At 63.1% G+C, this 20,450-nt stretch carries 17 protein-coding genes; 5 read left to right on the top strand and 12 right to left on the bottom strand.

Translation table 11 applies throughout. From position 1 onward, the window contains the following. Positions 1 to 5: 5 nt before the first annotated feature. From IFU31_RS20775 to IFU31_RS20725, 11 genes are all read right to left on the bottom strand, one after another. Complete coding sequence (locus tag IFU31_RS20775) at positions 6 to 1,229, bottom strand: multifunctional CCA addition/repair protein (RefSeq protein ID WP_192104468.1); 1,224 nt, start codon at positions 1,227 to 1,229, stop codon at positions 6 to 8. A gap of 66 nt (positions 1,230 to 1,295) precedes the next feature. Continuing rightward, on the bottom strand, positions 1,296 to 2,858 hold the full coding sequence (locus tag IFU31_RS20770; protein WP_122477140.1) for a SpoVR family protein: 1,563 nt from the start codon (positions 2,856 to 2,858) through the stop codon (positions 1,296 to 1,298). Beyond that, complete coding sequence (locus tag IFU31_RS20765; protein WP_122477142.1) at positions 2,855 to 4,126, bottom strand: YeaH/YhbH family protein; 1,272 nt, start codon at positions 4,124 to 4,126, stop codon at positions 2,855 to 2,857. The genes IFU31_RS20770 and IFU31_RS20765 overlap by 4 nt, the downstream gene beginning before the upstream one ends. A gap of 104 nt (positions 4,127 to 4,230) precedes the next feature. Next, positions 4,231 to 6,153 (bottom strand): PrkA family serine protein kinase, encoded by a 1,923-nt coding sequence (locus IFU31_RS20760; RefSeq protein ID WP_122477144.1) that lies wholly within the window; start codon positions 6,151 to 6,153, stop codon positions 4,231 to 4,233. A gap of 307 nt (positions 6,154 to 6,460) precedes the next feature. Further along, positions 6,461 to 6,784, bottom strand: coding sequence for a thiosulfate sulfurtransferase GlpE (gene glpE / locus IFU31_RS20755; protein WP_122477145.1), 324 nt, complete (start codon positions 6,782 to 6,784; stop codon positions 6,461 to 6,463). Between the two features lie 28 nt (positions 6,785 to 6,812). Then, entirely contained in the window at positions 6,813 to 7,694 is an 882-nt protein-coding gene (locus IFU31_RS20750) for a symmetrical bis(5'-nucleosyl)-tetraphosphatase (protein ID WP_192104466.1), read from the bottom strand. Next, a complete protein-coding gene (gene apaG / locus IFU31_RS20745) occupies positions 7,694 to 8,074 on the bottom strand; it encodes a Co2+/Mg2+ efflux protein ApaG (protein ID WP_122477148.1) in 381 nt (126 codons plus the stop codon). Before apaG ends, IFU31_RS20750 begins: the two co-directional genes overlap by 1 nt. A gap of 108 nt (positions 8,075 to 8,182) precedes the next feature. Continuing rightward, positions 8,183 to 8,989, bottom strand: a complete 807-nt coding sequence (rsmA, locus tag IFU31_RS20740) for a 16S rRNA (adenine(1518)-N(6)/adenine(1519)-N(6))-dimethyltransferase RsmA (protein ID WP_192056455.1) — start codon at positions 8,987 to 8,989, stop codon at positions 8,183 to 8,185. Further along, positions 8,989 to 9,975, bottom strand: coding sequence for a 4-hydroxythreonine-4-phosphate dehydrogenase PdxA (gene pdxA / locus IFU31_RS20735; RefSeq protein ID WP_192104465.1), 987 nt, complete (start codon positions 9,973 to 9,975; stop codon positions 8,989 to 8,991). Before pdxA ends, rsmA begins: the two co-directional genes overlap by 1 nt. Then, the gene (gene surA, locus IFU31_RS20730) at positions 9,972 to 11,288 is read right to left on the bottom strand and encodes a peptidylprolyl isomerase SurA (protein WP_192104464.1); all 1,317 of its coding nucleotides are present in this window, start codon (positions 11,286 to 11,288) and stop codon (positions 9,972 to 9,974) included. Before surA ends, pdxA begins: the two co-directional genes overlap by 4 nt. Then, positions 11,269 to 14,031: an LPS-assembly protein LptD gene (locus tag IFU31_RS20725; protein WP_192056451.1), complete on the bottom strand. Its 2,763-nt coding sequence runs from the start codon at positions 14,029 to 14,031 to the stop codon at positions 11,269 to 11,271. The genes surA and IFU31_RS20725 overlap by 20 nt, the downstream gene beginning before the upstream one ends. A 130-nt stretch (positions 14,032 to 14,161) precedes the next feature. On the opposite strand from IFU31_RS20725, the gene IFU31_RS20720 reads away from it, so the two are divergent. From IFU31_RS20720 to IFU31_RS20710, 3 genes are read left to right on the top strand one after another with little or no spacing between them, the layout of a single operon-like run. Continuing rightward, the gene (locus tag IFU31_RS20720) at positions 14,162 to 15,175 is read left to right on the top strand and encodes an aminoglycoside phosphotransferase family protein (RefSeq protein WP_192060032.1); all 1,014 of its coding nucleotides are present in this window, start codon (positions 14,162 to 14,164) and stop codon (positions 15,173 to 15,175) included. Further along, positions 15,172 to 15,831: an N-acetylmuramate alpha-1-phosphate uridylyltransferase MurU gene (murU, locus tag IFU31_RS20715; RefSeq protein ID WP_192104462.1), complete on the top strand. Its 660-nt coding sequence runs from the start codon at positions 15,172 to 15,174 to the stop codon at positions 15,829 to 15,831. The genes IFU31_RS20720 and murU overlap by 4 nt, the downstream gene beginning before the upstream one ends. A 1-nt stretch (position 15,832) precedes the next feature. Beyond that, positions 15,833 to 16,600, top strand: a complete 768-nt coding sequence (locus IFU31_RS20710) for a DnaJ domain-containing protein (RefSeq protein ID WP_192104460.1) — start codon at positions 15,833 to 15,835, stop codon at positions 16,598 to 16,600. A 31-nt stretch (positions 16,601 to 16,631) separates the two neighbouring features. On the opposite strand, the gene IFU31_RS20705 is transcribed toward IFU31_RS20710, so the two are convergent. Continuing rightward, positions 16,632 to 17,576 (bottom strand): alpha/beta hydrolase family protein, encoded by a 945-nt coding sequence (locus IFU31_RS20705; RefSeq protein WP_192104458.1) that lies wholly within the window; start codon positions 17,574 to 17,576, stop codon positions 16,632 to 16,634. Positions 17,577 to 17,745: 169 nt separating this feature from the next. Between IFU31_RS20705 and IFU31_RS20700 the strand changes: the two genes are divergently transcribed. Together IFU31_RS20700 and IFU31_RS20695 are read left to right on the top strand one after the other, a co-directional pair. Next, positions 17,746 to 19,743 carry a sensor histidine kinase gene (locus IFU31_RS20700; RefSeq protein ID WP_192104456.1) on the top strand — a complete coding sequence of 666 codons (1,998 nt, stop codon included), beginning with the start codon at positions 17,746 to 17,748 and terminating at the stop codon, positions 19,741 to 19,743. Positions 19,744 to 19,778: 35 nt separating this feature from the next. After that, positions 19,779 to 20,408: a response regulator gene (locus IFU31_RS20695; protein WP_185795322.1), complete on the top strand. Its 630-nt coding sequence runs from the start codon at positions 19,779 to 19,781 to the stop codon at positions 20,406 to 20,408. The last annotated feature ends 42 nt before the right edge of the window (positions 20,409 to 20,450 follow it).

The following is a 20,450-nucleotide window of genomic DNA, read 5'->3' as shown; positions in this document are numbered from 1 at the left end:
CACCCTCAAACCCCCGCCTTATACGCCTTGAGTGCCTCCAACCGCGCCCGCTTCAACGCCTCGCCCAACGCCTGGCCCTTGAACCCCTCGGCAACCAGCGGCTGAACCGCCACCCCCCGCGCCGCTGCAGCCGCGCCCCTTAGATAATCCGCCTGGGGGTATTCCCGTGCCTCGAACCCCAACCTGCCACGCGCGTCCATCTCGCACGCCATGATGAAATCCTCGAAGCGCCCGGGGCGACGGTACACATCGAAGCTCTGCAGCAGCTCCAGCAGCGTCGACGGCTTGAGCTCCAGGGCTCGATGGCCGTGCGTGTGATATTCACCCACCAACACCGCCAGCTCCTGACAATCCCTGGGCACCTTGAAGCGTTCGTTGACCGCCTTGATCAGTTTCACGCCCCGCTGCTCGTGGGCGATATGCCGCGGCCACTCGCTGGGGCGCGTGGTGCCCTTGCCCAGGTCGTGCAGCAGGCACGCCCAGCGCACGCTCAGTGGCTGGCCATGGCGCGCCGCCTGTTCAAGCACGCTCAGGGTATGCACGCCGGTGTCGATCTCTGGATGATGGGCCGGCGGCTGCGGCACGCCAAACAACGCGTCGACCTCAGGCAGCAGGTGCTCCAGCGCCCCGCAATCGCGCAGCACTTGAATGAACACCTGGGGATGAGCCTCCATCAATGCTCGGGAAATCTCCTTCCAGCTGCGTTCGGCGGTCAAGGCCTGCAGCTCGCCCGACTCGCTCAACTGACGCATGAGCTGCAGGGTCGGTTCGGCCACGCGAAAACCCAGTCCGGCATAGCGCGCGGCGAAACGTGCGACCCGCAGCACGCGCAAGGGGTCTTCGATGAACGCTGGGGACACGTGCCTGAGCAGGCGCTCGTTCAGGTCCTGCTGACCGCCGTACGGATCGATGATGCGGCCGTCGTCGTCCTCGGCCATGGCATTGATGGTCAGGTCGCGCCGCGACAGGTCCTGTTCGAGGGTCACGTCCGGGCTGGCGTGGAAGACGAACCCGCCATAGCCACGTCCACTCTTGCGCTCGGTGCGTGCCAGGGCATATTCCTCGCCGGTCTGCGGATGCAGGAACACCGGGAAATCACTGCCCACGGGACGATAGCCATCAGCGAGCATGCGTTCGGCGTCGGCACCGACCACCACGCGGTCGATGTCCACGACCGGTATACCCAGCAAGCGGTCGCGCACCGCTCCACCCACTTCATAGATCTTCATTGCAACACCTCCGATGGCCCGGAAGGATAACACCAAGCCATCGGCGGTTTTGCGCACGCACCTGCCTCAGAGGTGGACGACGTTGAGGTCCATCCGCCCATGGCTGCCGTCCGCATGCTCGCTGCGCGGTGGCACGTGATGGGTCTTGACCAACTGATCGCCCTGCAGCGTATCCAGGTGGATATCGAACCCCCACAGGCGGTGCAGGTGCTTGAGCACCTCGTCGGTGGATTCGCCCAGTGGCTTGCGGTCATGTTGTTGATGACGCAGGGTCAGCGAGCGGTCACCGCGTCGATCGATGCTCCAGATCTGCACATTGGGCTCGCGGTTACCCAGGTTGTACTGCGCCGCCAGGGTTTCGCGAATGGTGCGATAGCCGTTTTCATCGTGGATGGCTGGCACCAGTAACTCGTCCCGCTGATCGTCGTCCATGATGCTGAACAGCTTCAGGTCGCGAATGACCTTGGGCGACAGGTACTGCAGGATGAAGCTCTCGTCCTTGAAGCTGCTCATGGCGAACTTGATGGTCGACAGCCAGTCACTGCCGGCAATGTCGGGAAACCAGTGACGATCTTCATCGTCCGGGTGCTCGCACATGCGGCGTATGTCGCGGTACATGGCAAAGCCCAGGGCATAGGGGTTGATGCCATTGTAGTAGGGGCTGTCGAAACCGGGCTGGAACACCACGCTGGTGTGCGACTGCAGAAACTCCATCATGAAGCCGTCGGTCACCAGGCCTTCGTCGTAGAGGTCGTTCATCAGGGTGTAGTGCCAGAACGTTGCCCAGCCCTCGTTCATCACCTGGGTCTGGCGTTGCGGGTAGAAGTACTGGGCGATCTTGCGCACGATTCGTACGATCTCGCGCTGCCAGGGCTCGAGCAGCGGCGCATGCTTTTCGATGAAATACAGGATGTTCTCCTGCGGCTCGGCCGGGAACCGGGCGTTGTCTTCCTCGCGGTTCTTGTCGGCGCCCTTGGGAATGGTACGCCACAGATCATTGATCTGCCGCTGCAGGTGCTCTTCGCGATCGGCCTGGCGGCGACGCTCTTCTTCCGCGGAAATCGGATAGGGACGCTTGTAGCGGTCGACGCCGTAGTTCATCAGGGCGTGGCAGGAATCGAGCAGATCCTCCACGGCATCGATGCCATGACGTTCCTCGCACTTCATGATGTAGGACTTGGCGAACACCAGGTAATCGATGATCGAACTGGCGTCGGTCCAGGTGCGGAACAGGTAGTTGCCCTTGAAGAAGCTGTTGTGCCCATAGCAGGCATGGGCCACCACCAGCGCCTGCATGCAGATGGTGTTCTCTTCCATCAGGTAGGCGATGCACGGATCGGAGTTGATGACGATCTCGTAGGCCAGGCCCATCTGGCCGCGGGTGTAGGACTTCTCGGTGCTGAGAAAATGCTTGCCGTAGGACCAATGGTGATAGCCCAGGGGCATGCCCACCGAGGCGTACGCATCCATCATCTGCTCGGCAGTGATCACCTCGATCTGGTTGGGGTAGGTGTCCAGCGCATAGCGCTCGGCAATGCGGCTGATTTCCCGGTCGTAGGTCTGGATGAGCTCGAACGTCCATTCCGAGCCCGTGGAGATGGGTTGGCGCTTCTGCTCTCTGGCGGTCATGTCGCTAACCTGCGCTGGAAGAGTTCACGGAAGACCGGATAGATATCACCGGCCGACACCAGCTGCTGCTGGGCGAACGTATCGGCGAACGACTCGCTGATGCGCTCGTATTCGTACCACAGGGCCTGATGTTCGCGCGGCGTGATTTCCACATAGGTGTAGTACTGCACGAACGGCATGATCTGCTGGGTGAGGATTTCCCGGCAAATCGGTGAGTCGTCGTTCCAGTTGTCGCCGTCCGAGGCCTGGGCGGCGTAGATGTTCCATTCGTTGGTTGGGTACCGCGCGGCCATGATCTCCTGCATCAGTTTCAGGGCGCTGGAAACGATGGTGCCGCCGGTCTCGCGCGAATAGAAGAACTCTTCCTCGTCGACTTCGCGGGCGCTGGTGTGATGGCGGATGAACACCACTTCGATCTTGTCGTAGTTACGCTTGAGAAACAGATACAGCAAGATGAAGAAGCGCTTGGCTATGTCCTTGGTGGCTTGGGTCATGGAACCGGACACGTCCATCAGGCAGAACATCACCGCCTTGGAACTGGGGTTGGGATGCTTGACCAGCAGGTTGTACTTGAGGTCGAAGGTGTCCAGAAAGGGCACGCGATGGATGCGGGCGCTGAGCTTTTCGATTTCGCCGATCAATGCCTGAATGTCACCGAAATTGTCCGGTTCCTCGATCTTCAAACGCTCGAGCTCAAGCTTGGCCGCCTTGAGCTTGGCGCGGCTGCTGCCTGAAAGCGCTATGCGCCGCGCATGGGCCGAGCGCAGGGTGCGGATGATGTTGATGCGCGAAGGGTTGCCCTCGTTGCTGATACCGGCACGCACCGTCTTGTAGGTGTCGGTACCACTGAGGTTGCGCTTCACCAGGTTGGGCAGCTCCAGGTCCTCGAACATGAATTCGAGAAACTCCTCCTGGGTGATCTGGAACACGAACTCGTCCATGCCCTCGCCGGAGTTGCCCGCCTTGCCAGGCCCCTTGCCGCCGCCTCCGCCCTGGGGGCGGGCGATGTGTTCGCCGGCGGTGAACTCCTTGTTGCCGGGGTGCACCACGGTCTGCTTGCCACCGCGGCCGTGCTGCAACACCGGCTCGTCGATATCGCGGCCGGGAATGCTGATCTGCTCGCCATGTTCCATGTCGGTGATGGAACGACGGCCGACGGCATCTTCCACGGCCTTCTTGATGTGGTCACGGTAACGCCGCAGGAAACGCTGGCGGTTCACCGTACTCTTGTTCTTGCCATTGAGGCGTCGGTCGATCACATAGCTCATTAGGCCTCCGGGCAGCCGGGCTGCAAGCCACAAGTCGAGAGCAGCGAAAGGCCCGGGCATCGATGCCTGCCTGGGCCCGTCGCAGCCTGAAACCTACCGCGTGATCACTGCGACTTCCTGACCCGCAGATACCACTCGGACAGCAGACGGACCTGCTTGTCGGTATAGCCGCGCTCGACCATGCGAGTGACGAAGTCGTTGTGCTTCTGCTGGTCCTCCTTGCTGGCCTTGGCGTTGAAACTGATGACCGGCAACAAGTCCTCGGTGTTGGAGAACATTTTCTTCTCGATCACCACGCGCAGCTTCTCGTAGCTGAGCCAGGTCGGATTCTTGCCGTTGTTGTTGGCGCGGGCGCGCAGCACGAAGTTGACGATCTCGTTGCGGAAATCCTTCGGATTGCTGATGCCGGCTGGCTTCTCGATCTTTTCCAGCTCTTCGTTGAGGGCCACGCGGTTGAGAATCTCGCCGGTTTCCGGGTCGCGGTACTCCTGATCCTGAATCCAGAAATCGGCGTACAGCACGTAGCGGTCGAAGATGTTCTGCCCGTACTCGCTGTACGACTCCAGGTACGCGGTCTGGATCTCCTTGCCGATGAACTCGATGTAGCGCGGTGCCAGGTATTCCTTGAGGAAGCGCAGGTACCGCTCGCGCACCTCGGCAGGGAATTGCTCCTGTTCGATCTGCTGCTCCAGTACATAAAGCAGGTGCACTGGGTTGGCGGCGATCTCGTGGGGGTCGAAGTTGAACACCTTGGAAAGAATCTTGAAGGCGAAGCGCGTCGACAGGCCATTCATGCCTTCATCCACGCCCGCGGTGTCGCGGTATTCCTGGATCGACTTGGCCTTGGGATCGGTGTCCTTGAGGTTCTCGCCGTCGTACACGCGCATCTTCGAATAGATGTTGGAGTTGTCCGGCTCCTTGAGCCGCGACAGCACGGTGAACTGCGCCAGCATCTTCAGGGTGTCGGGCGCGCAATGAGCCTTGGACAGCGAGCTGTTGAACAGCAGCTTGTCGTAGATCTTGATCTCGTCGCTGACACGCAGGCAGTACGGCACCTTGACGATGTAGATCCGGTCGATGAACGCCTCGTTGTTCTTGTTGTTGCGAAAGCTGTGCCACTCCGATTCGTTGGAGTGCGCCAGCAGGATGCCCGAATAGGGAATCGCGCCCAGGCCCTCGGTACTGTTGTAGTTACCCTCCTGGGTGGCGGTCAGCAGCGGATGGAGCACCTTGATCGGCGCCTTGAACATCTCGACGAATTCCATCAGGCCCTGGTTGGCCCGGCACAGGGCACCCGAGTAGCTGTAGGCATCGGCGTCGTTCTGCGGGTATTCCTCCAGCTTGCGGATGTCGACCTTGCCCACCAGCGCGGAAATGTCCTGGTTGTTCTCGTCGCCCGGCTCGGTCTTGGCCACGGCGATCTGGTTGAGAATGGAAGGGTAGAGCTTGACCACGCGGAACTGGCTGATGTCACCGCCGAATTCGGCCAGGCGCTTGGTGGCCCAGGGCGACATGATGGTGCTCAGGTAGCGTTGCGGAATGCCGAAGTCTTCTTCAAGGATCGCGCCGTCCTCGGTGGCGTTGAACAGGCCCAGGGGGGACTCGAACACCGGTGAGCCCTTGATCGCGTAGAACGGGACCTTCTCGATCAGCTGCTTGAGCTTCTCGGCCAGCGACGACTTGCCGCCGCCTACCGGGCCCAGCAGGTACAGGATCTGTTTCTTTTCTTCCAGGCCCTGCGCCGCATGGCGGAAGTACGACACGATCTGGTCGATGCATTCCTCCATGCCGTGGAAGTCTTCGAACGCTGGGTAGCGACGAATCACCTTGTTGGAGAAGATGCGCGACAGCCGGGAATTGGCCGACGTGTCGAGCAATTCGGGCTCTCCTATCGCCATCAGGATCCGCTCGGCGGCAGACGCGTAGGTCCTACGGTCGGTTTTGCACAGCTCGAGGTACTCCTGTAACGAGAGCTCTTCCTGGCGTGTGGATTCGAAGCGTTGTTGGAAGTGGCTAAAGATACTCATGACGTCACCTCGCTCGATACGTGGAGCCGACGTCGGATCACTCAGTTGATGCTGGCGGTCACCCAAACCCCGTGGTGGCCGTATACCCCCCAGAACACCCTTGTAGCCTTGACCGATTGACCCGCGCGCCGGTGTACCGGCTCTCCCCTGTTATGGATGGCCTGAGCTTAAGGATAGTTGGTTATCGAAGATTTCAAGCGCGGATGCGCAATTAACTGCCGCCAGGGCCTGGCGACAATGCTGCGAAGGCCCGTGGGGCGCGGCGTCGGCGACGAAAAAAATTTCGTCGCGCGGGGCTTGCGAAGGATTATTCAGCCTGGCTGGTTTCGCCCGGAAAGGTGCTGCGCCACAGCTCGAAGCCGCCGTCCATGCTGTACACATCGGAAAAGCCCTGGCTGACCAGGTAGGCAGCGGCGCTCTGGCTGGAATTGCCGTGGTAGCAGACCACGACCAGCGGCTTGTCCAGATCGGCCGCCGTGATGAAACCGTGCAGCGAGTGGTTGTCCAGGTGCGTGGAATCGGTGATATGGCCAGCCGCGAAGGTTTGCGGGTCGCGGATATCCACCACCACGGCGCCCTGTTCGCGCAGGCTCTGGACGTCTTGCGGAGGGATGCGTTTGAATTCGGTCATGGACAGGCTCCTGGGCTGGTCGCCCATTCTAGCGTTTGTCGCTCGGGGGAGGGAAATTCGCCGCGGGGGTCGCTGCAGGCAAGTGCATATCACCCTCATCGGTGCATTTGCAGGACAGGCGCTCGCCGCTGTCGACGTCGAGCAGCGTCATCGCACCGCCCCACACGCATCCGGTATCGAGCGCGAACACGCCCGGCTCCTCGCAACGCCCTTCCAGCGCCGCCCAATGGCCGAAGATGATCTTCAGGTCGCGCGTCTTGCGCTCCTTGTGGGCGAACCAGGGCGCGTAGCCGGGCAGCGCGGTGTCGGCGCCTTCCTTGCCCTTGAGGTCGAGCTTGCCGTCGGCGGTGCAGAAACGCATGCGGGTGAAGTAGTTGGTGATCACACGCAAGCGGGCAACGCCCTGCAACGCCTTGTCCCACTTGTTCGGCTCGTTGCCGTACATGCCGTCCAGAAAAGGCTTGAACAGCTGGTCATCACGCAGCGCGGTCTCGACCTCGGCGGCCAGGCGCAAGGCCTTGCGCAGCGACCATTGTGGTGGGATCCCGGCATGCACCAGCACGGCATTGCGCTGTTCGTCATGGTGCAGCAGCTTCTGCCGGCGCAGCCAGTCGAGCAACTGCGGGCCGTCGGGTGCGTCGAGGATTTCGCGCAAGGTATCGCCGCGCTTGAGCCGCTCGGCGTCGTTGGCCACCGCCAGCAGGTGCAGGTCGTGATTGCCCAGCACACACACCAGCGCGTCACGCATGCCATACAGGTAGCGCAGGGTTTCCAGCGAACTCGGCCCGCGGTTGACCAGGTCGCCCACCAGCCACAGTGTGTCCTTGGCAGGGTCGAAGGCGACCCGTTGCAGCAGGCACTTGAGTGGCTGCAGGCAGCCTTGCAAGTCACCGACTGCGTACACTGCCATCAGTGCAGGGCGCCTGGTACGGCGAGACGAAACGGGGCGATGACGGCTTCGAACTGCTTGCCGTCTTCGGCCTGCATCTGATAGCTGCCCTGCATGTTGCCCACCGTGGTGGCCATCACCGTGCCGCTGGAATAGGTGTGGCTTTCACCGGCGGCGATCAGCGGTTGCTGGCCAATGACACCGGCGCCCCGGACTTCCTCGACCTTGCCATCGCCATCGGTGATCACCCAGTGGCGAGACAGCAGGCGAGCCGGTATCTGTCCGTTGTTGCTCACGGTAACGGTATAGGCAAAGGCAAAACGCTGCTGCTCGGGCTGTGATTGTTCTGCCAGGAAACGGGTCACGACGCTGACGTCGATCTGATAACGGGGATCGGACATGCAAAGGGCCTTGAAAACGAGAGCTAATGTAGCCGGCGTTGGCCGGTTCAGGGTCAGTCCGGGGCAACGCGGTGGCCTGTGGACCAATCGCTTGGTCCAGGTTAGAGGTCAGAGCGGGTCGCTTCGTTCGGCGAGTTGATCAGCCAGGCGCACGAAAGCCGCCAGGTCGAGCTGTTCGGGCCGCAGGCTGCCGTCGACGCCGGCCGCTTCGATCGCTTCGACGGGCAGCAGCGCCTTGAGCGTATTGCGCAAGGTCTTGCGCCGCTGGTTGAAGGCTTCGCGCACCACTCGCTCGAGCAGGCGGTGATCCTTGGCCGGGTGGGGCAGGGTGGTGTGAGGTACCAGGCGCACGATGGCCGAATCGACCTTGGGCGGCGGATTGAACGCGCCCGGCCCGACGTTGAACAGGTGCTCGACACGGCAGTGGTACTGAACCATGATCGACAGCCGTCCCCAATCGCCGCCGCCAGGGCCTGCTGCCATGCGCTCGACCACTTCCTTCTGCAGCATGAAATGCATGTCGCGGATCAGGTGGGCGTTGTGCAGCAGGTGGAAGATCAGTGGGGTGGAGATGTTGTACGGCAGGTTGCCGACCACGCGCAGGCTGCCAGCCTCGGCGCCCAGGCTGGTGAAGTCGAACTTCAATGCATCGCCCTGGTGCAGGCGGAAATTGCCCTTGCCGGCGAATTGCTGATTGAGTATCGGCACCAGGTCCTTGTCCAGTTCCACCACGTCCAGTTGCGCACCGCTGCCCAGCAGGCCTTCGGTAAGGGCGCCCTGGCCCGGGCCGATTTCCAGCAGGTGTTCACCGGGCTTGGCGTGGATGGAGCGCAGGATACGGTCGATCACGCCGGCATCGTGGAGAAAGTTCTGGCCAAAGCGCTTGCGCGCCCGGTGTTGGTAGTGCTCGGTCATTAAAATGTCTCGGCCATTCGATAGGCGGTGTCGAGGGCGACGCGCAGGCTGCCAGTATCGACCTTGCCGGTTCCGGCCAGGTCCAGGGCGGTGCCGTGGTCCACGGAGGTGCGGATGATCGGCAACCCCAGGGTCACGTTGACCGCGGCGCCAAAGCCTTTGTACTTGAGTACGGGCAGGCCCTGGTCGTGATACATCGCCAGCACCGCATCGCAATGCTGCAGGTATTTGGGAGTGAAGAGCGTATCGGCGGGCAGCGGCCCGCGCAGATCCATGCCTTCGGCGCGCAGACGCTCCAGGGTAGGCTCGATGATGTCGATTTCCTCGCGGCCCAGGTGGCCGCTCTCGCCGGCATGGGGGTTCAGACCGCAGACCAGGATGCGCGGCCGGGCCAGGCCGAACTTGCCCTGCAGGTCGGCGTGCAGAATGCGCGTGACCCGCTCCAGGCGCTCGACGGTGATCGCATCGGCCACCTCGCGCAGGGGCAGGTGAGTGGTTACCAGTGCCACGCGCAGATCGCCGGTTGCAAGCATCATCACCACCTGTTCGGTAGCGGTGAGGTCGGCGAGGAATTCAGTGTGTCCGGAGAACGCAATGCCACCGTCGTTGATGACACCCTTGTGCACCGGCGCGGTGATCATGCCCGCGAACAGCCCGTCGAGGCAGCCCTGCGCTGCACGCGTCAAGGTCTGCAGCACGAACGCGGCGTTGGCGGTATTCAGCTGGCCGGTGAGCACCGGCGCGCCCAGAGGCGTGTCCCAGACGTACAGGCTGCCCGCTGGCGCAGGCTGGTCGGGGAGGGCGTCGGCATCGACTTCCAGCAGGCTGACGGCCAGCCCCAGCTGCGCGGCCCGCTTGGCGAGCAGGTCACGGCTGGTGATGGCGATCAGGGGGTGAGGCTGGGGTTGCGCGGCCAGCAGCAGGCACAGGTCTGGACCTATGCCCGCCGGCTCACCGGGCGTCAACGCGAAACGCTTGGGGGTCACTGCGCAGCCTGGTCGGCGCCAGGCAGCTTGATTTCGACGTAGGCTTCGTCGCGGATCTGGCGCATCCAGGTCTGCAGCTCTTCGTCATACTTGCGGTTGCGCAACACGGTCATTGCCTGCTGGTCGCGGGCCTGCTCGGTGTTGTCGGTCGCACGGCGCCCCAGCACCTGCAGCACATGCCAGCCGAACTGGGTCTGGAACGGACGCGAAACCGTTTCCACCGGCGTCGACGCCATGGTTTCGCGGAACTCGGGCACCAGCGACTGAGGGTTGACCCAGTTCAGATCGCCGCCGTTGAGCGCCGAACCCGGATCTTCCGAGAAATTCTTCGCCAAGGTAGCGAAGTCTTCGCCGTTTTCGATGCGTTCGTACAGCTTGCGTGCCAGTTCTTCGGTCTGGGCCGGGCTGCGAATCTCGCTCGGCTTCAACAGAATGTGACGTACGTACACTTCGTCAACGGTCTGGGTGGCGCCACCGCGCTTGTCCAGCACCTTGAGGATGATGAAGCCCACGGGCGTGCGCACTGGCTGGGTGACATCGCCGACCGGCATGCTGCTGAGCATGCGGTCGAACGGTGCCGGCAGCTGAGCAGGCTTGCGCCAGCCCATGTCGCCGCCTTCCAGGGCGTTCTCGCTCGACGAGCTGGCAATCGCCAACTTGTTGAAGTCGGCACCCTGCTTGAGCTGGCGATAGATGTCCTCGGCCTTGCTCGCCGCTGCCTGGATAGCCGCCGAGCTGGCGCTTTCCGGGACCTGGATCTGGATGTTGGCCAGGTGCAGTTCTTCGGACAGCTGCATCTTGCCCAGGTCCGAGGCGAGGAAGTTCTTCACTTCCTGCTCGGATACCTGGATGCGCTCGGCCACGCGACGCTGGCGTACGCGGCTGATGATCATCTCGCGCTTCACCTGCTCGCGCGCATCGTCATACGACAGGCCGTCATGCGCCAGTGCGGCACGGAACTGCTCGGTCGACATGTTGTTGCGCTGGGCAATGGTGGCGATGGCGCCGTTGAGTTCTTCGTCGGTAATGCGAATGCCGGAACGTTCGCCGATCTGCAGCTGCAGATTCTCGACGATCAGGCGTTCCAGCACCTGCTGTTGCAGGACGCTCGCCGCAGGTACGCCACCGCCACGCTTGGCGATGGTTTGCTGCACTTCCTTGACGCGCTGGTCGAGCTGGCTTTGCATGACCACGTCGTTGTCGACGATGGCCACGACGCGGTCCAGCTGTTGCACCGCGGCGTGCGCCGTGGTGCCCAGCAGCATGGCGCCCAGCACGACTGGGCGCAGCAGATCACATAGCTTGGTCTTCACGTTCACGATAACCTTGAATGCCCTTGTCGAGGAAACCCTCGACCTTATTGCCTACCACGCCACCGAGGCCCTTCAGCACGATTTGCAGGAAGATGCCGTGGTCGCCTTTTTCGTTCTGCGGGGCGGCCTGGCTGTACTCGTCGTAGTCAACCCAGTAGCGGTTGATCAGACGCATCTTCCAGCAGCAGTTGTCGTATTCGAAACCACCAAAGGCTTCCAGCGTGCGATTGCGGTTGTAGTCGAACTGCCAGCGGCTGATGACGCTCCACTGCGGCACGATCGGCCACATGACCGAGAAGTCATGCTGCTGGATCTTGTAGTAGTCCTTCACGTAGTTCGGATCACCCGGCTGACCGTAGTCGCCACCGAAGGTCCAGCGACCGGTCGCCGAATCGTAGTGCACGGTGTCGTCGCGGTAGCGGTAGCCCAGGTTGACCACCTTGTTCGGGTTGTCTTCAGGCTGGTAGTGGAACATCGCGCTGCCCGAACGGGTGCTGCGGCTGTCCGGATCCCAGTTGAAGTCCGAGCTGAAGCGCCAGTCGCGGTTGAAGCGATATTCGTATTCCAGGGCGTACGGCGAAACGTTGGCCTGGGCATCGTCGCGCGTCTTGAAATCGACGCCCGGCAGTTGCACTTCACGATCCTTGAAGTACACGGCCTGGCCGACGGCCACGCGCTGACGCTCGAAACCGTTCTCCTCGATCCAGCGGCTGGTCACGCCCAGCGACAGCTTGTTCTCGTCACCCACGCGGTCGGAACCGGTGAAGCGGTTTTCGCGGAACAGCGAGCCATAGCTGAAGGTGGTTTCCGACGTGTCGAACACTGGAATGTCGGTCTGGTCTTCCTCGGGAACATAGAGGTAGAACAGGCGCGGTTCCAGGGTCTGGCGGAAGTTGGTGCCGAACATCTGGGTGTCGCGGTCGAAGTACAGGCCGCTGTCGATGCTGGCGATCGGTACGCCGCGGTTCTGCGAGCTGCTGAAACGCTCGTCGGCCAGCAGGCTGTTCTTGCCCTGGCTGTCCAGATCCAGATCGTACTGGGTGTACATGTACTTGAGCGACGGACGCACGAAGCCCCAGTTCCAGTTCAGCGGCAGGGACACGCCCGGCTCCAGGTTCAGGCGGTTGCCGTTGGCACGCGCCAGGCCTGTCACGTTGTTGTCGATGCGGCGCTCGCCGAAACCGTCTTCGTTGATGAAGGTGCCGGTGCGCAGGTCACGCTCGAAACGCACGATCTCGCTGTTGTAGGTGAAGTCCAGACCGCCCGGATGGTAAGGCAGCGCACCGTTGAAGGTGATCTGCGGCATGCGGTTGTACGGGGTGATGTCGGCCACGGTCGCCAGCTTGTACGCCTGGGCGTTCAAACGTGCGGTGTAGTTGTCACCGCGATAGGTCAGGGCACCCTGCTGGTTGATCCAGTCGGTGCGCTCGACGCCGATCTGGTCCGACTGCAGGTCCTGGAAGTAGTACGGATCGCTGATGTCGGTGTAGTCGACTTCAGTGGTCAGGCGCGAATCCAGGCCGCCCTTGTGCTGCCAGTTGACCATCCAGCGGGTCTTGTCGTAGTCGGACTGCTGGCTGCGATCGTCGTTTTCGTCGTTCAGGTACGCGCCGCCGAACTGGCCTTCGCTGGTCTTGGTCAGGTAGCGGAACTCGCCTTCCATCATCAAGCCACGCTTGGCCATGTAGCGCGGGTACAACGTGGCGTCGTAGTTCGGCGCCAGGTTGAAGTAGTACGGGGCAACCAGGGTGAAGCCGCTGTCGCTGTCGCTGGCGAAGGACGGCGGCAGGAAGCCGGACTGGCGACGGTCGTCGATCGGGAAGTAGATATACGGCGTGTACAGCACCGGAATATCCTTCACGCGAAGGGTGACGTTGGTCGCGGTGCCGAAGCCGGTGGCCGGGTTCAGCGTGATGTTGTTGCCCTTGAGTTGCCAGGCGTTGCTGTCCGGCTCGCAGGTGGTATAGGTACCGTCCTTGAGGCGGATGATCGCGTTCTCGGCCCGCTTGGCGTACAGCGCATTGCCGCGGATGCGCGACTTGTGCAGCACGTATTCGGCGTTGTCGACCTGGGCCTCACCGGTGTCGAGCTGGATCTGGGCGTGGTCGCCCACGACCAGCGCGCCGTTGTCGCGCAGCTTGACGTTGCCGTTGAGCTCGCCGCGGTTCTCGGCCTGGTGCAGGCTGGCCTCGTCGGCCTCGATCTGCATGCTGCCCTGGCGCATCACGACGTCACCGGCCAGCGAGGCGATCTGCTCCTCGGTCTGGTAGCGCGAAGCCTTGGCGCCGATGAAGGTCGGCGCCTCGCTCTTCGGGGTGTCGTCGTTCATGCCCGGACGCACCGGCTCGATGTACGCACCGGAGCAGTACGGCCCGGTCTCGGCCAGTTGGGCGGCGGTCAGCTTGCTGCGCGGCACCCAGTCGAGATGGCTGTAGTCGGGGCTGCGCGAGCTCAGGCCACGGCCCTTGCTCTGCGTGACCGCAACCGGCCCGACGGTTTTCTCTTCGCGTGAAGAGGCACCGCTGCCGCCGCTCGCCACTGCCGCGCCGTCGTGCACGGGGCGCGGCGGCAACTGCGCGGCGTTGGCTTTGGGGTTGCAGTCCCAGGCACCAGCAGCGGAGACTTGGCAGTCGAATTGCTCTGCAGCAAAAACGAACGGGGTGGCCATGGGTTGCATCACCAGCAAACCGCCAGTGACCAGCAACGGAAATTTTTTACGAAACGCGGGGGATTTCAATGCCATCTTATTAGTCCGGGCTTCCTGCGTGCCATCTTGCCCGCGGGGGGGCCGCACGCCTCTCGATGGTCTGAAAAAGATGCTGGATAATAAAGCATGACCCGCTTGACGGCTAGCGCCGTCGGAGACCCTTGCAATGCCTGATCAAGATGTACGCCTGCAACACCTCAAAACATGGCTCGACGAGCAGCTCGAGAAGCTCTTCCAGGCTCGCCAATGGGGCGCCGTACCCCCGGCCACGTTGACCGCGGCCAGTAGCGATGCAAGTTTTCGCCGATACTTTCGCTGGCAGGGCCAGGGTCGCAGTTTTATCGTCATGGATGCGCCGCCGCCCCAGGAAAACTGCGCGCCGTTCGTGAAAATCGACGAACTGCTGGCGAGCGCCGGCCTCAATGTGCCGCAGATTCATGCCCAGGACCTCGAGCGCGGCTTCCTGTTGTTGAGCGATCTGGGCCACCAGACCTACCTGGACGTGATCGATGCGGACAACGCCGACGCGCTGTTTGCCGATGCCATCGACGCGCTGCTGGCACTGCAGAAACTGCCGGCCAGCGGTGACCTGCCCAGCTACGACGTTGCGCTGTTGCAGCGCGAGCTCGAGCTGTTTCCGCAATGGTATGTCGGCAAGGCTTTGGGCAAGCAGCTCGACGCCGAGCAATCGGCAGCCTGGCAACGGGTGTGCACGCGCCTGATCGACAGCGCCCTGGCGCAGCCCAAGGTGCTGGTGCATCGCGACTACATGCCGCGCAACCTCATGCGCAGCGAGCCTAACCCGGGTGTGCTGGACTTTCAGGATGCGGTCTACGGCCCGGTCACCTACGACATCACCTGCCTGTTCAAGGACGCCTTCCTCAGCTGGCCCGAAGCGCGTGTGCAGGCGTGGCTGCAGCGCTACTGGGAACAGGCGGGCGAGCAGGGCGTGCCGGTGCAGCTGGACTTCGCCGAGTTCTGCCGTGCCAGTGATCTGATGGGCGTGCAGCGTCATCTGAAAGTGATCGGCATTTTTGCCCGTATCTGCCATCGTGATGGCAAACCCCGTTATCTGGCCGACGCGCCGCGTTTCTTCTCTTATATAGAGACGGTGCTCGCGCGGCGCCCCGAGCTGGCTGAACTGGGTGAACTGTTCAAGAGCCTTGGAGTGTCCTCATGAAAGCCATGATCCTGGCGGCAGGCAAAGGCGAGCGCATGCGCCCGCTGACCCTGACCACGCCCAAGCCGTTGCTGGCCGCCGGCGGCAAGCGGTTGATCGAGTATCACCTGCTGGCCCTGGCCCAGGCCGGCTTTGCCGAGGTGGTGATCAATCACGCCTGGCTGGGCCAGCAGATCGAAGACTATCTGGGCGACGGTGCTCGCTACGGGGTGGCCATCGAGTATTCCCGCGAAACCGAGCCACTGGAAACCGGCGGTGGCATTCGCCACGCGTTGCCATTGCTCGGCGATGCACCGTTCGTGGTGGTCAACGGCGACATCTGGACCGACTACGACTTCAGTCGGTTGCGCGGTCCGTTGGCGGGCCACGCGCATCTGGTGCTGGTCGACAATCCGGCTCATCACCCCGAAGGCGACTTCAGCCTGGTCGAAGGCCAGGTGCGCGACCAGCCTGGCCTGACCTACAGCGGTATTGCCGTGCTCCATCCCGATCTGTTCGACGGCCATGGAGAGCCAGCCTTCAAGCTCGCACCGCTGCTGCGCCGCGCAATGGACGTGGGGCAGGTCACCGGCGAACACTATCAGGGCCAGTGGATCGACGTCGGCACTGCGCAACGCCTGACCGAACTCGACCGCCTGCTGGCCGAGCGAGGTTGATATGTTGTGGCCCGGAACGGTAGTCGGCGCGGCGGCAGGTTATGCCCTCGCCAGCATTCCAGGGGCGCTGCTGGGCATAGTGCTCGGCCAGGCGCTGGATCGACACCTCAGGTTGCAGACCTGGAGTGAATTGGTAGATAGGCTCAAGGGCAAATCGGTGCTGCGTGACGAGCAACTGCTGTTCGTCCTGCTGGGGCGAGTGGCCAAGGCCGAAGGCCAGGTGCTGGCGGTGCATATCCAGCAGGCGCGTCGGGAAATGCGCTCTTTGAACCTCAACGAGCAGGCGCGAAAACGGGCCATCGTTGCGTTCAATCGCGGCAAGACGGGAGGCGATCAGCTGCGCAGTCACCTGCTGCTTCTCAAGCACCAACCCAACTCCGCCGAAGGCATGCTGCGTGCCTGCTGGCGGATGGTCTGGGCCGATGGCCAGGCCGGTACCGCCGAGCGCGAACTGGTAGTCAGCTGGGGCAAGTGGCTGGGCTGGTCCTCGGCACGGGTGCAGGGGCTGGGGCAGGATTACGAGCCGCGCCACAGACCGGTGACCAAGCGAGGCGGCGCCTTCGAAGAAGCACTGCGCCTGTTGGGGGTTTCGTCGACCACCGAGCCCGACCAGATCAAGCGTGCGTATCGGCGTCTGCTCAGCCGCCACCATCCCGACAAACTGGTGGGCGGTGGTGCCACACCGGCGCAGATTCGCGAGGCCACCGACCGTACGCGCGAACTGCACAACGCCTACAGCCTGATCCGCGAGCGCCTGGACCTGCGCTGATGCGCAGGCGTGGCATCAACCGCGCAGTGGCTTACTGCGCATTCAAGGCACCCTTGACCCGCCGGAACAGCTGCTCGGCCTGCGCGGCCTTGTCCGGCAGCGACCTGAGCGAAACCTGCGAGTACACCGCCCCTTTCTGCCGCTTGCTGGCCTGCAAACGCCGTTGCGCGGCGTCAGCCGCTGCTTGACGATCGCTGTAGTAGACATCAGTGGTGGGCACCTTGAGCAGCGCGGCCAGTTCGTCGATCTGCTGCGGCGCATTGCCCGGTGTGCGGGTATCCACCAACACCAGCTTCTGCACGTGCGCCGGCTGCCGTTCGGCCATGTAGCGGGTCGCCCAGTAAGCGCCGCTGCCATGCCCCAAGAGCACGATCCTGCGTGAGTTGTGTTGCTGGGCGAAAGCGATGCCGGCTTCGATGCGGGCAAAGATCCGCTCGGCATCCACCTGCATCGGGTCTTGCAGCTGCACCTCGGTGCTGGCCGTATCGGCGTCCTGAGCCGTGGCTTTTTCCACCCCGGCGCCGGCGTCCGGTGGCGTCGCCTGGGTGTCGGTGGTCACCGGCAATGGCGGTTTCTCGTTTGGCCTGGCCGAAGGCATCTGGCTGACCAGGTCCGGCAGGCTCAGGCTCAGGGTGTTGAACGCCGCATCCGGCAACTTGCGCCGCAACGGCCCCACGCCCTGAGGCCAGTCCGCCGTTTCCCCGGCCCCTGGCACGATGATCACCGTACCCTGCGCATCGGCGGTATTGGCCGGACGCCACAACGACAGGAACTCGTCGCTGCCGGCCTGCAATTGTTGCTGCTCGCTGGCGGGCAACTGACGTTCCAGTGCCTGGGCATCCTCGACGCTGCGCTCCGCCAGAGGCTGGCGGACTTCGGCCGTCTCCTTGGCTGGCGCGGCCTCTTGGGCCACTGCAACACCGTGCAGGGGCACCAGCAATGCCAGGCAAACGGCTCTCAACTGAACAACTTTCATCGGTACTTCCCGCCCAAATGAATGACTCGCTTGTTCGATACCGGGCCGAGTGCATGCTGCCATCGATGCAACCTGACAGGCGATCCTTTTCTCGCGGATAATCCCGACACCGGTCGATATTCAAAGCCTATAGCTTAGTGCCATCCACGCAAAGGTCGTTCATACCGATATGTACCCACTGCTGCGTCGCCTTTCACTGCTGGGCGGATTGTGCCTGCCGTTGCTCGTTCATGGCGCCGCCGCCGTGCCCGCCGTGAAGCTGCCGCTCGACGCTGCGCAGATCCAGTGGCTGGATGAGCATCGCACCTTGCGCGTCGGGCTGGTACTGCAGCAACCCTATGCGCAACTGGACCGTCGCCTGGGCCAGTTGTCCGGCGTCAACGTCGACCTGATGAACTGGCTGGCCAAGGCCATGCAGGTGGAGCTGATCTGGCGCAACTACGCCGACCAGCCGGCGCTGGAACAGGGTTTGCGCGCAGGCGAGGTGGACCTGGCGCCCGGTCTTGCGCAAACCCCTGCCGGGTTGAAACTGTGGCAGTTCTCCGATCCCTACCTGCGCGTGCCGCAGTTGCTGGTGGGCGAGCGCAATGGCGAAGTCGCCATCGATCTCGAAAAGCTTTCCCCCAGCGACCGCGTCGCCGTGCGCATGCCGGGCGCAGTGGCCGACTATTTGCGCAACACCTACAGCCACCTCAATCTGCAAGGTGTGCCGCTGGAACGGCAGGCCCTGCAATTGCTGCTCAGCCAGCAGGCACGTTATGCGGTGGTGGACGAGGCGCAGTTGGGCCGGCTGTCCCGCGAGGCCGAGTTCGACGAGCTGGTGGTGGTCGGCGACATAGGTTATCCACAGTTGCTGCGGGTGGCGACGCGGCGCGACTGGCCGCAGTTGGCGCATATCGTCACCGTGGCCTTGGAGTCCCTGCCCGCCAAGGACCTGGAGCGGCTGCACGAGCGGTGGTTGCAGCCACAGTACCCGCGCCTGAGCGAATCCCGAGGGTTCTGGCAGAACCTGTGCCTGCTGCTGGTGCTGATCGCCGTGGCCATCATCGCACTGCTGGTCTGGCAGCGCCGCCAGGTCCACGCGCTGGAACGGCAACTGCTGGCGGCTCGGGAAGACATTGCCCTGCGCGCGGCGAGCGAGGAAGCCCTGCGGGTCAACCAGTTCTCCATCGAACAGAGCACGGTCGGCATACTCTGGGTGAACTGGGACAGCCATGTGCGCTACGCCAACCGCGCTGCCGAGCGCATGCTCGGCTACGGCACCGGCGCGGTGGTGGACAAGCCCCTGGCCGACTTCGAACCGGGCCTGAGCATGGACCGCTGGCTGAACCTGTGGCGGCTGGCCAGGGCCAGCGAACACACTGCGCAAACCTTCGAAACCCACTGCGTACGCGCCGACGGCAGCGTCCTGCCCACCGATGTCTCGCTGAGCTTCCTGCGCTTTCGCGAAGCCGAGTATTTGGTGGTCTACCTCACCGATGTGACCGAGCGGCGGCGGGCGCTGGCTGCCCTGCAGCACAGCGAGGCGCAACTGCGCGAGCTGTCGGCGCACCTGGAAACCGTGCGCGAGGAAGAAAAGGCGCGCATTGCCCGAGAAGTGCACGACGAACTGGGGCAGATCCTCACGGTACTGAAACTGGAAACCTCGATGTGCGAACTGGCCTACGCCGACCTCGATAGCGGGCTTCAGGAACGCCTCAACAGCATGAAGCGCTTGATTGCCCAGCTGTTCCAGCAGGTGCGCGACGTGGCCACCGCCTTGCGCCCGCCGATACTGGATGCCGGTATTGCCTCAGCCATCGAGTGGCAGGCGCATCGCTTCGAGGAGCGCACCCAGATTCCCTGCCTGGTCAGCGTTCCGGAACAGTTGCCGCCTCTGGACGACGCCAAGGCCGTGGGCCTCTTTCGCCTTCTGCAAGAGGCGCTGACCAATGTCATTCGCCACGCCCAGGCGCATACTGTGCAAATCGAGCTCAGCCAGGAAGGCAACGACCTGCGTCTGTCGATCACCGACGATGGCTGCGGCTTCGAACCTGCCGAAGTGAGCTCGCTGTCGTTCGGCCTGGTAGGCATGCGCGAGCGCGTACTGATGCTCGGTGGCCGGCTTGAACTGAGCAGCCAGCTGGGGGAGGGCACTGCCCTGACGGTCACCGTGCCGTTGAACTGAGCGCACCGTTGAATTGATTGCTGGAGGGTGACCCGTTGATCCGAGTGCTGGTGGCCGAAGACCACACCATCGTGCGTGAAGGCATCAAGCAATTGATCGCCCTGGCCAAGGACTTGGTGGTGGCAGGGGAGGCCGGCAATGGCGAGCAGTTGCTCGAGATCTTGCGCGTCACCCCTTGCGACGTGGTCCTGCTGGACATCTCCATGCCGGGCGTCAATGGGCTGGAGGCCATTCCGCGGATCCGCGCGCTGCCTCATCCGCCGGCCATTCTGGTGTTGTCCATGCACGACGAGGCGCAGATGGCCGCGCGTGCATTGAAAGTCGGCGCGGCAGGTTATGCCACCAAGGACAGCGACCCGGCGCTGCTGCTGACCGCTATCCGCCGAGTCGCCGCGGGCGGGCGCTACATCGACCCGGCCCTGGCCGACCGCATGGTCTTCGAGGTCGGGCTCACCGATGCCCGGCCGCGGCATGCCCTGCTGTCGGAGCGCGAGTTCTCGGTGTTCGAACGCCTGGCTCGCGGCGCCAACGTCAACGACATTGCCCAGCAGTTGGCCCTGAGCAGCAAAACCATCAGCACCCACAAGGCGCGCCTGATGCACAAGCTCAATGTGGCGTCGCTGGCCGACCTGGTGAAGTACGCGATGGAGCACAAGCTGGTCTGAAAACGACAGTGGCACCCGGGGTTCTGCCACGCAGCCGCTCTG

The organism is Pseudomonas sp. CFBP 13602 (assembly GCF_014842725.1).
Taxonomy (GTDB): domain Bacteria; phylum Pseudomonadota; class Gammaproteobacteria; order Pseudomonadales; family Pseudomonadaceae; genus Aquipseudomonas; species Aquipseudomonas baltica.
Note: the sequence above shows the minus strand (reverse complement) of the source record. Positions and strands in the feature narration are given on the sequence as shown.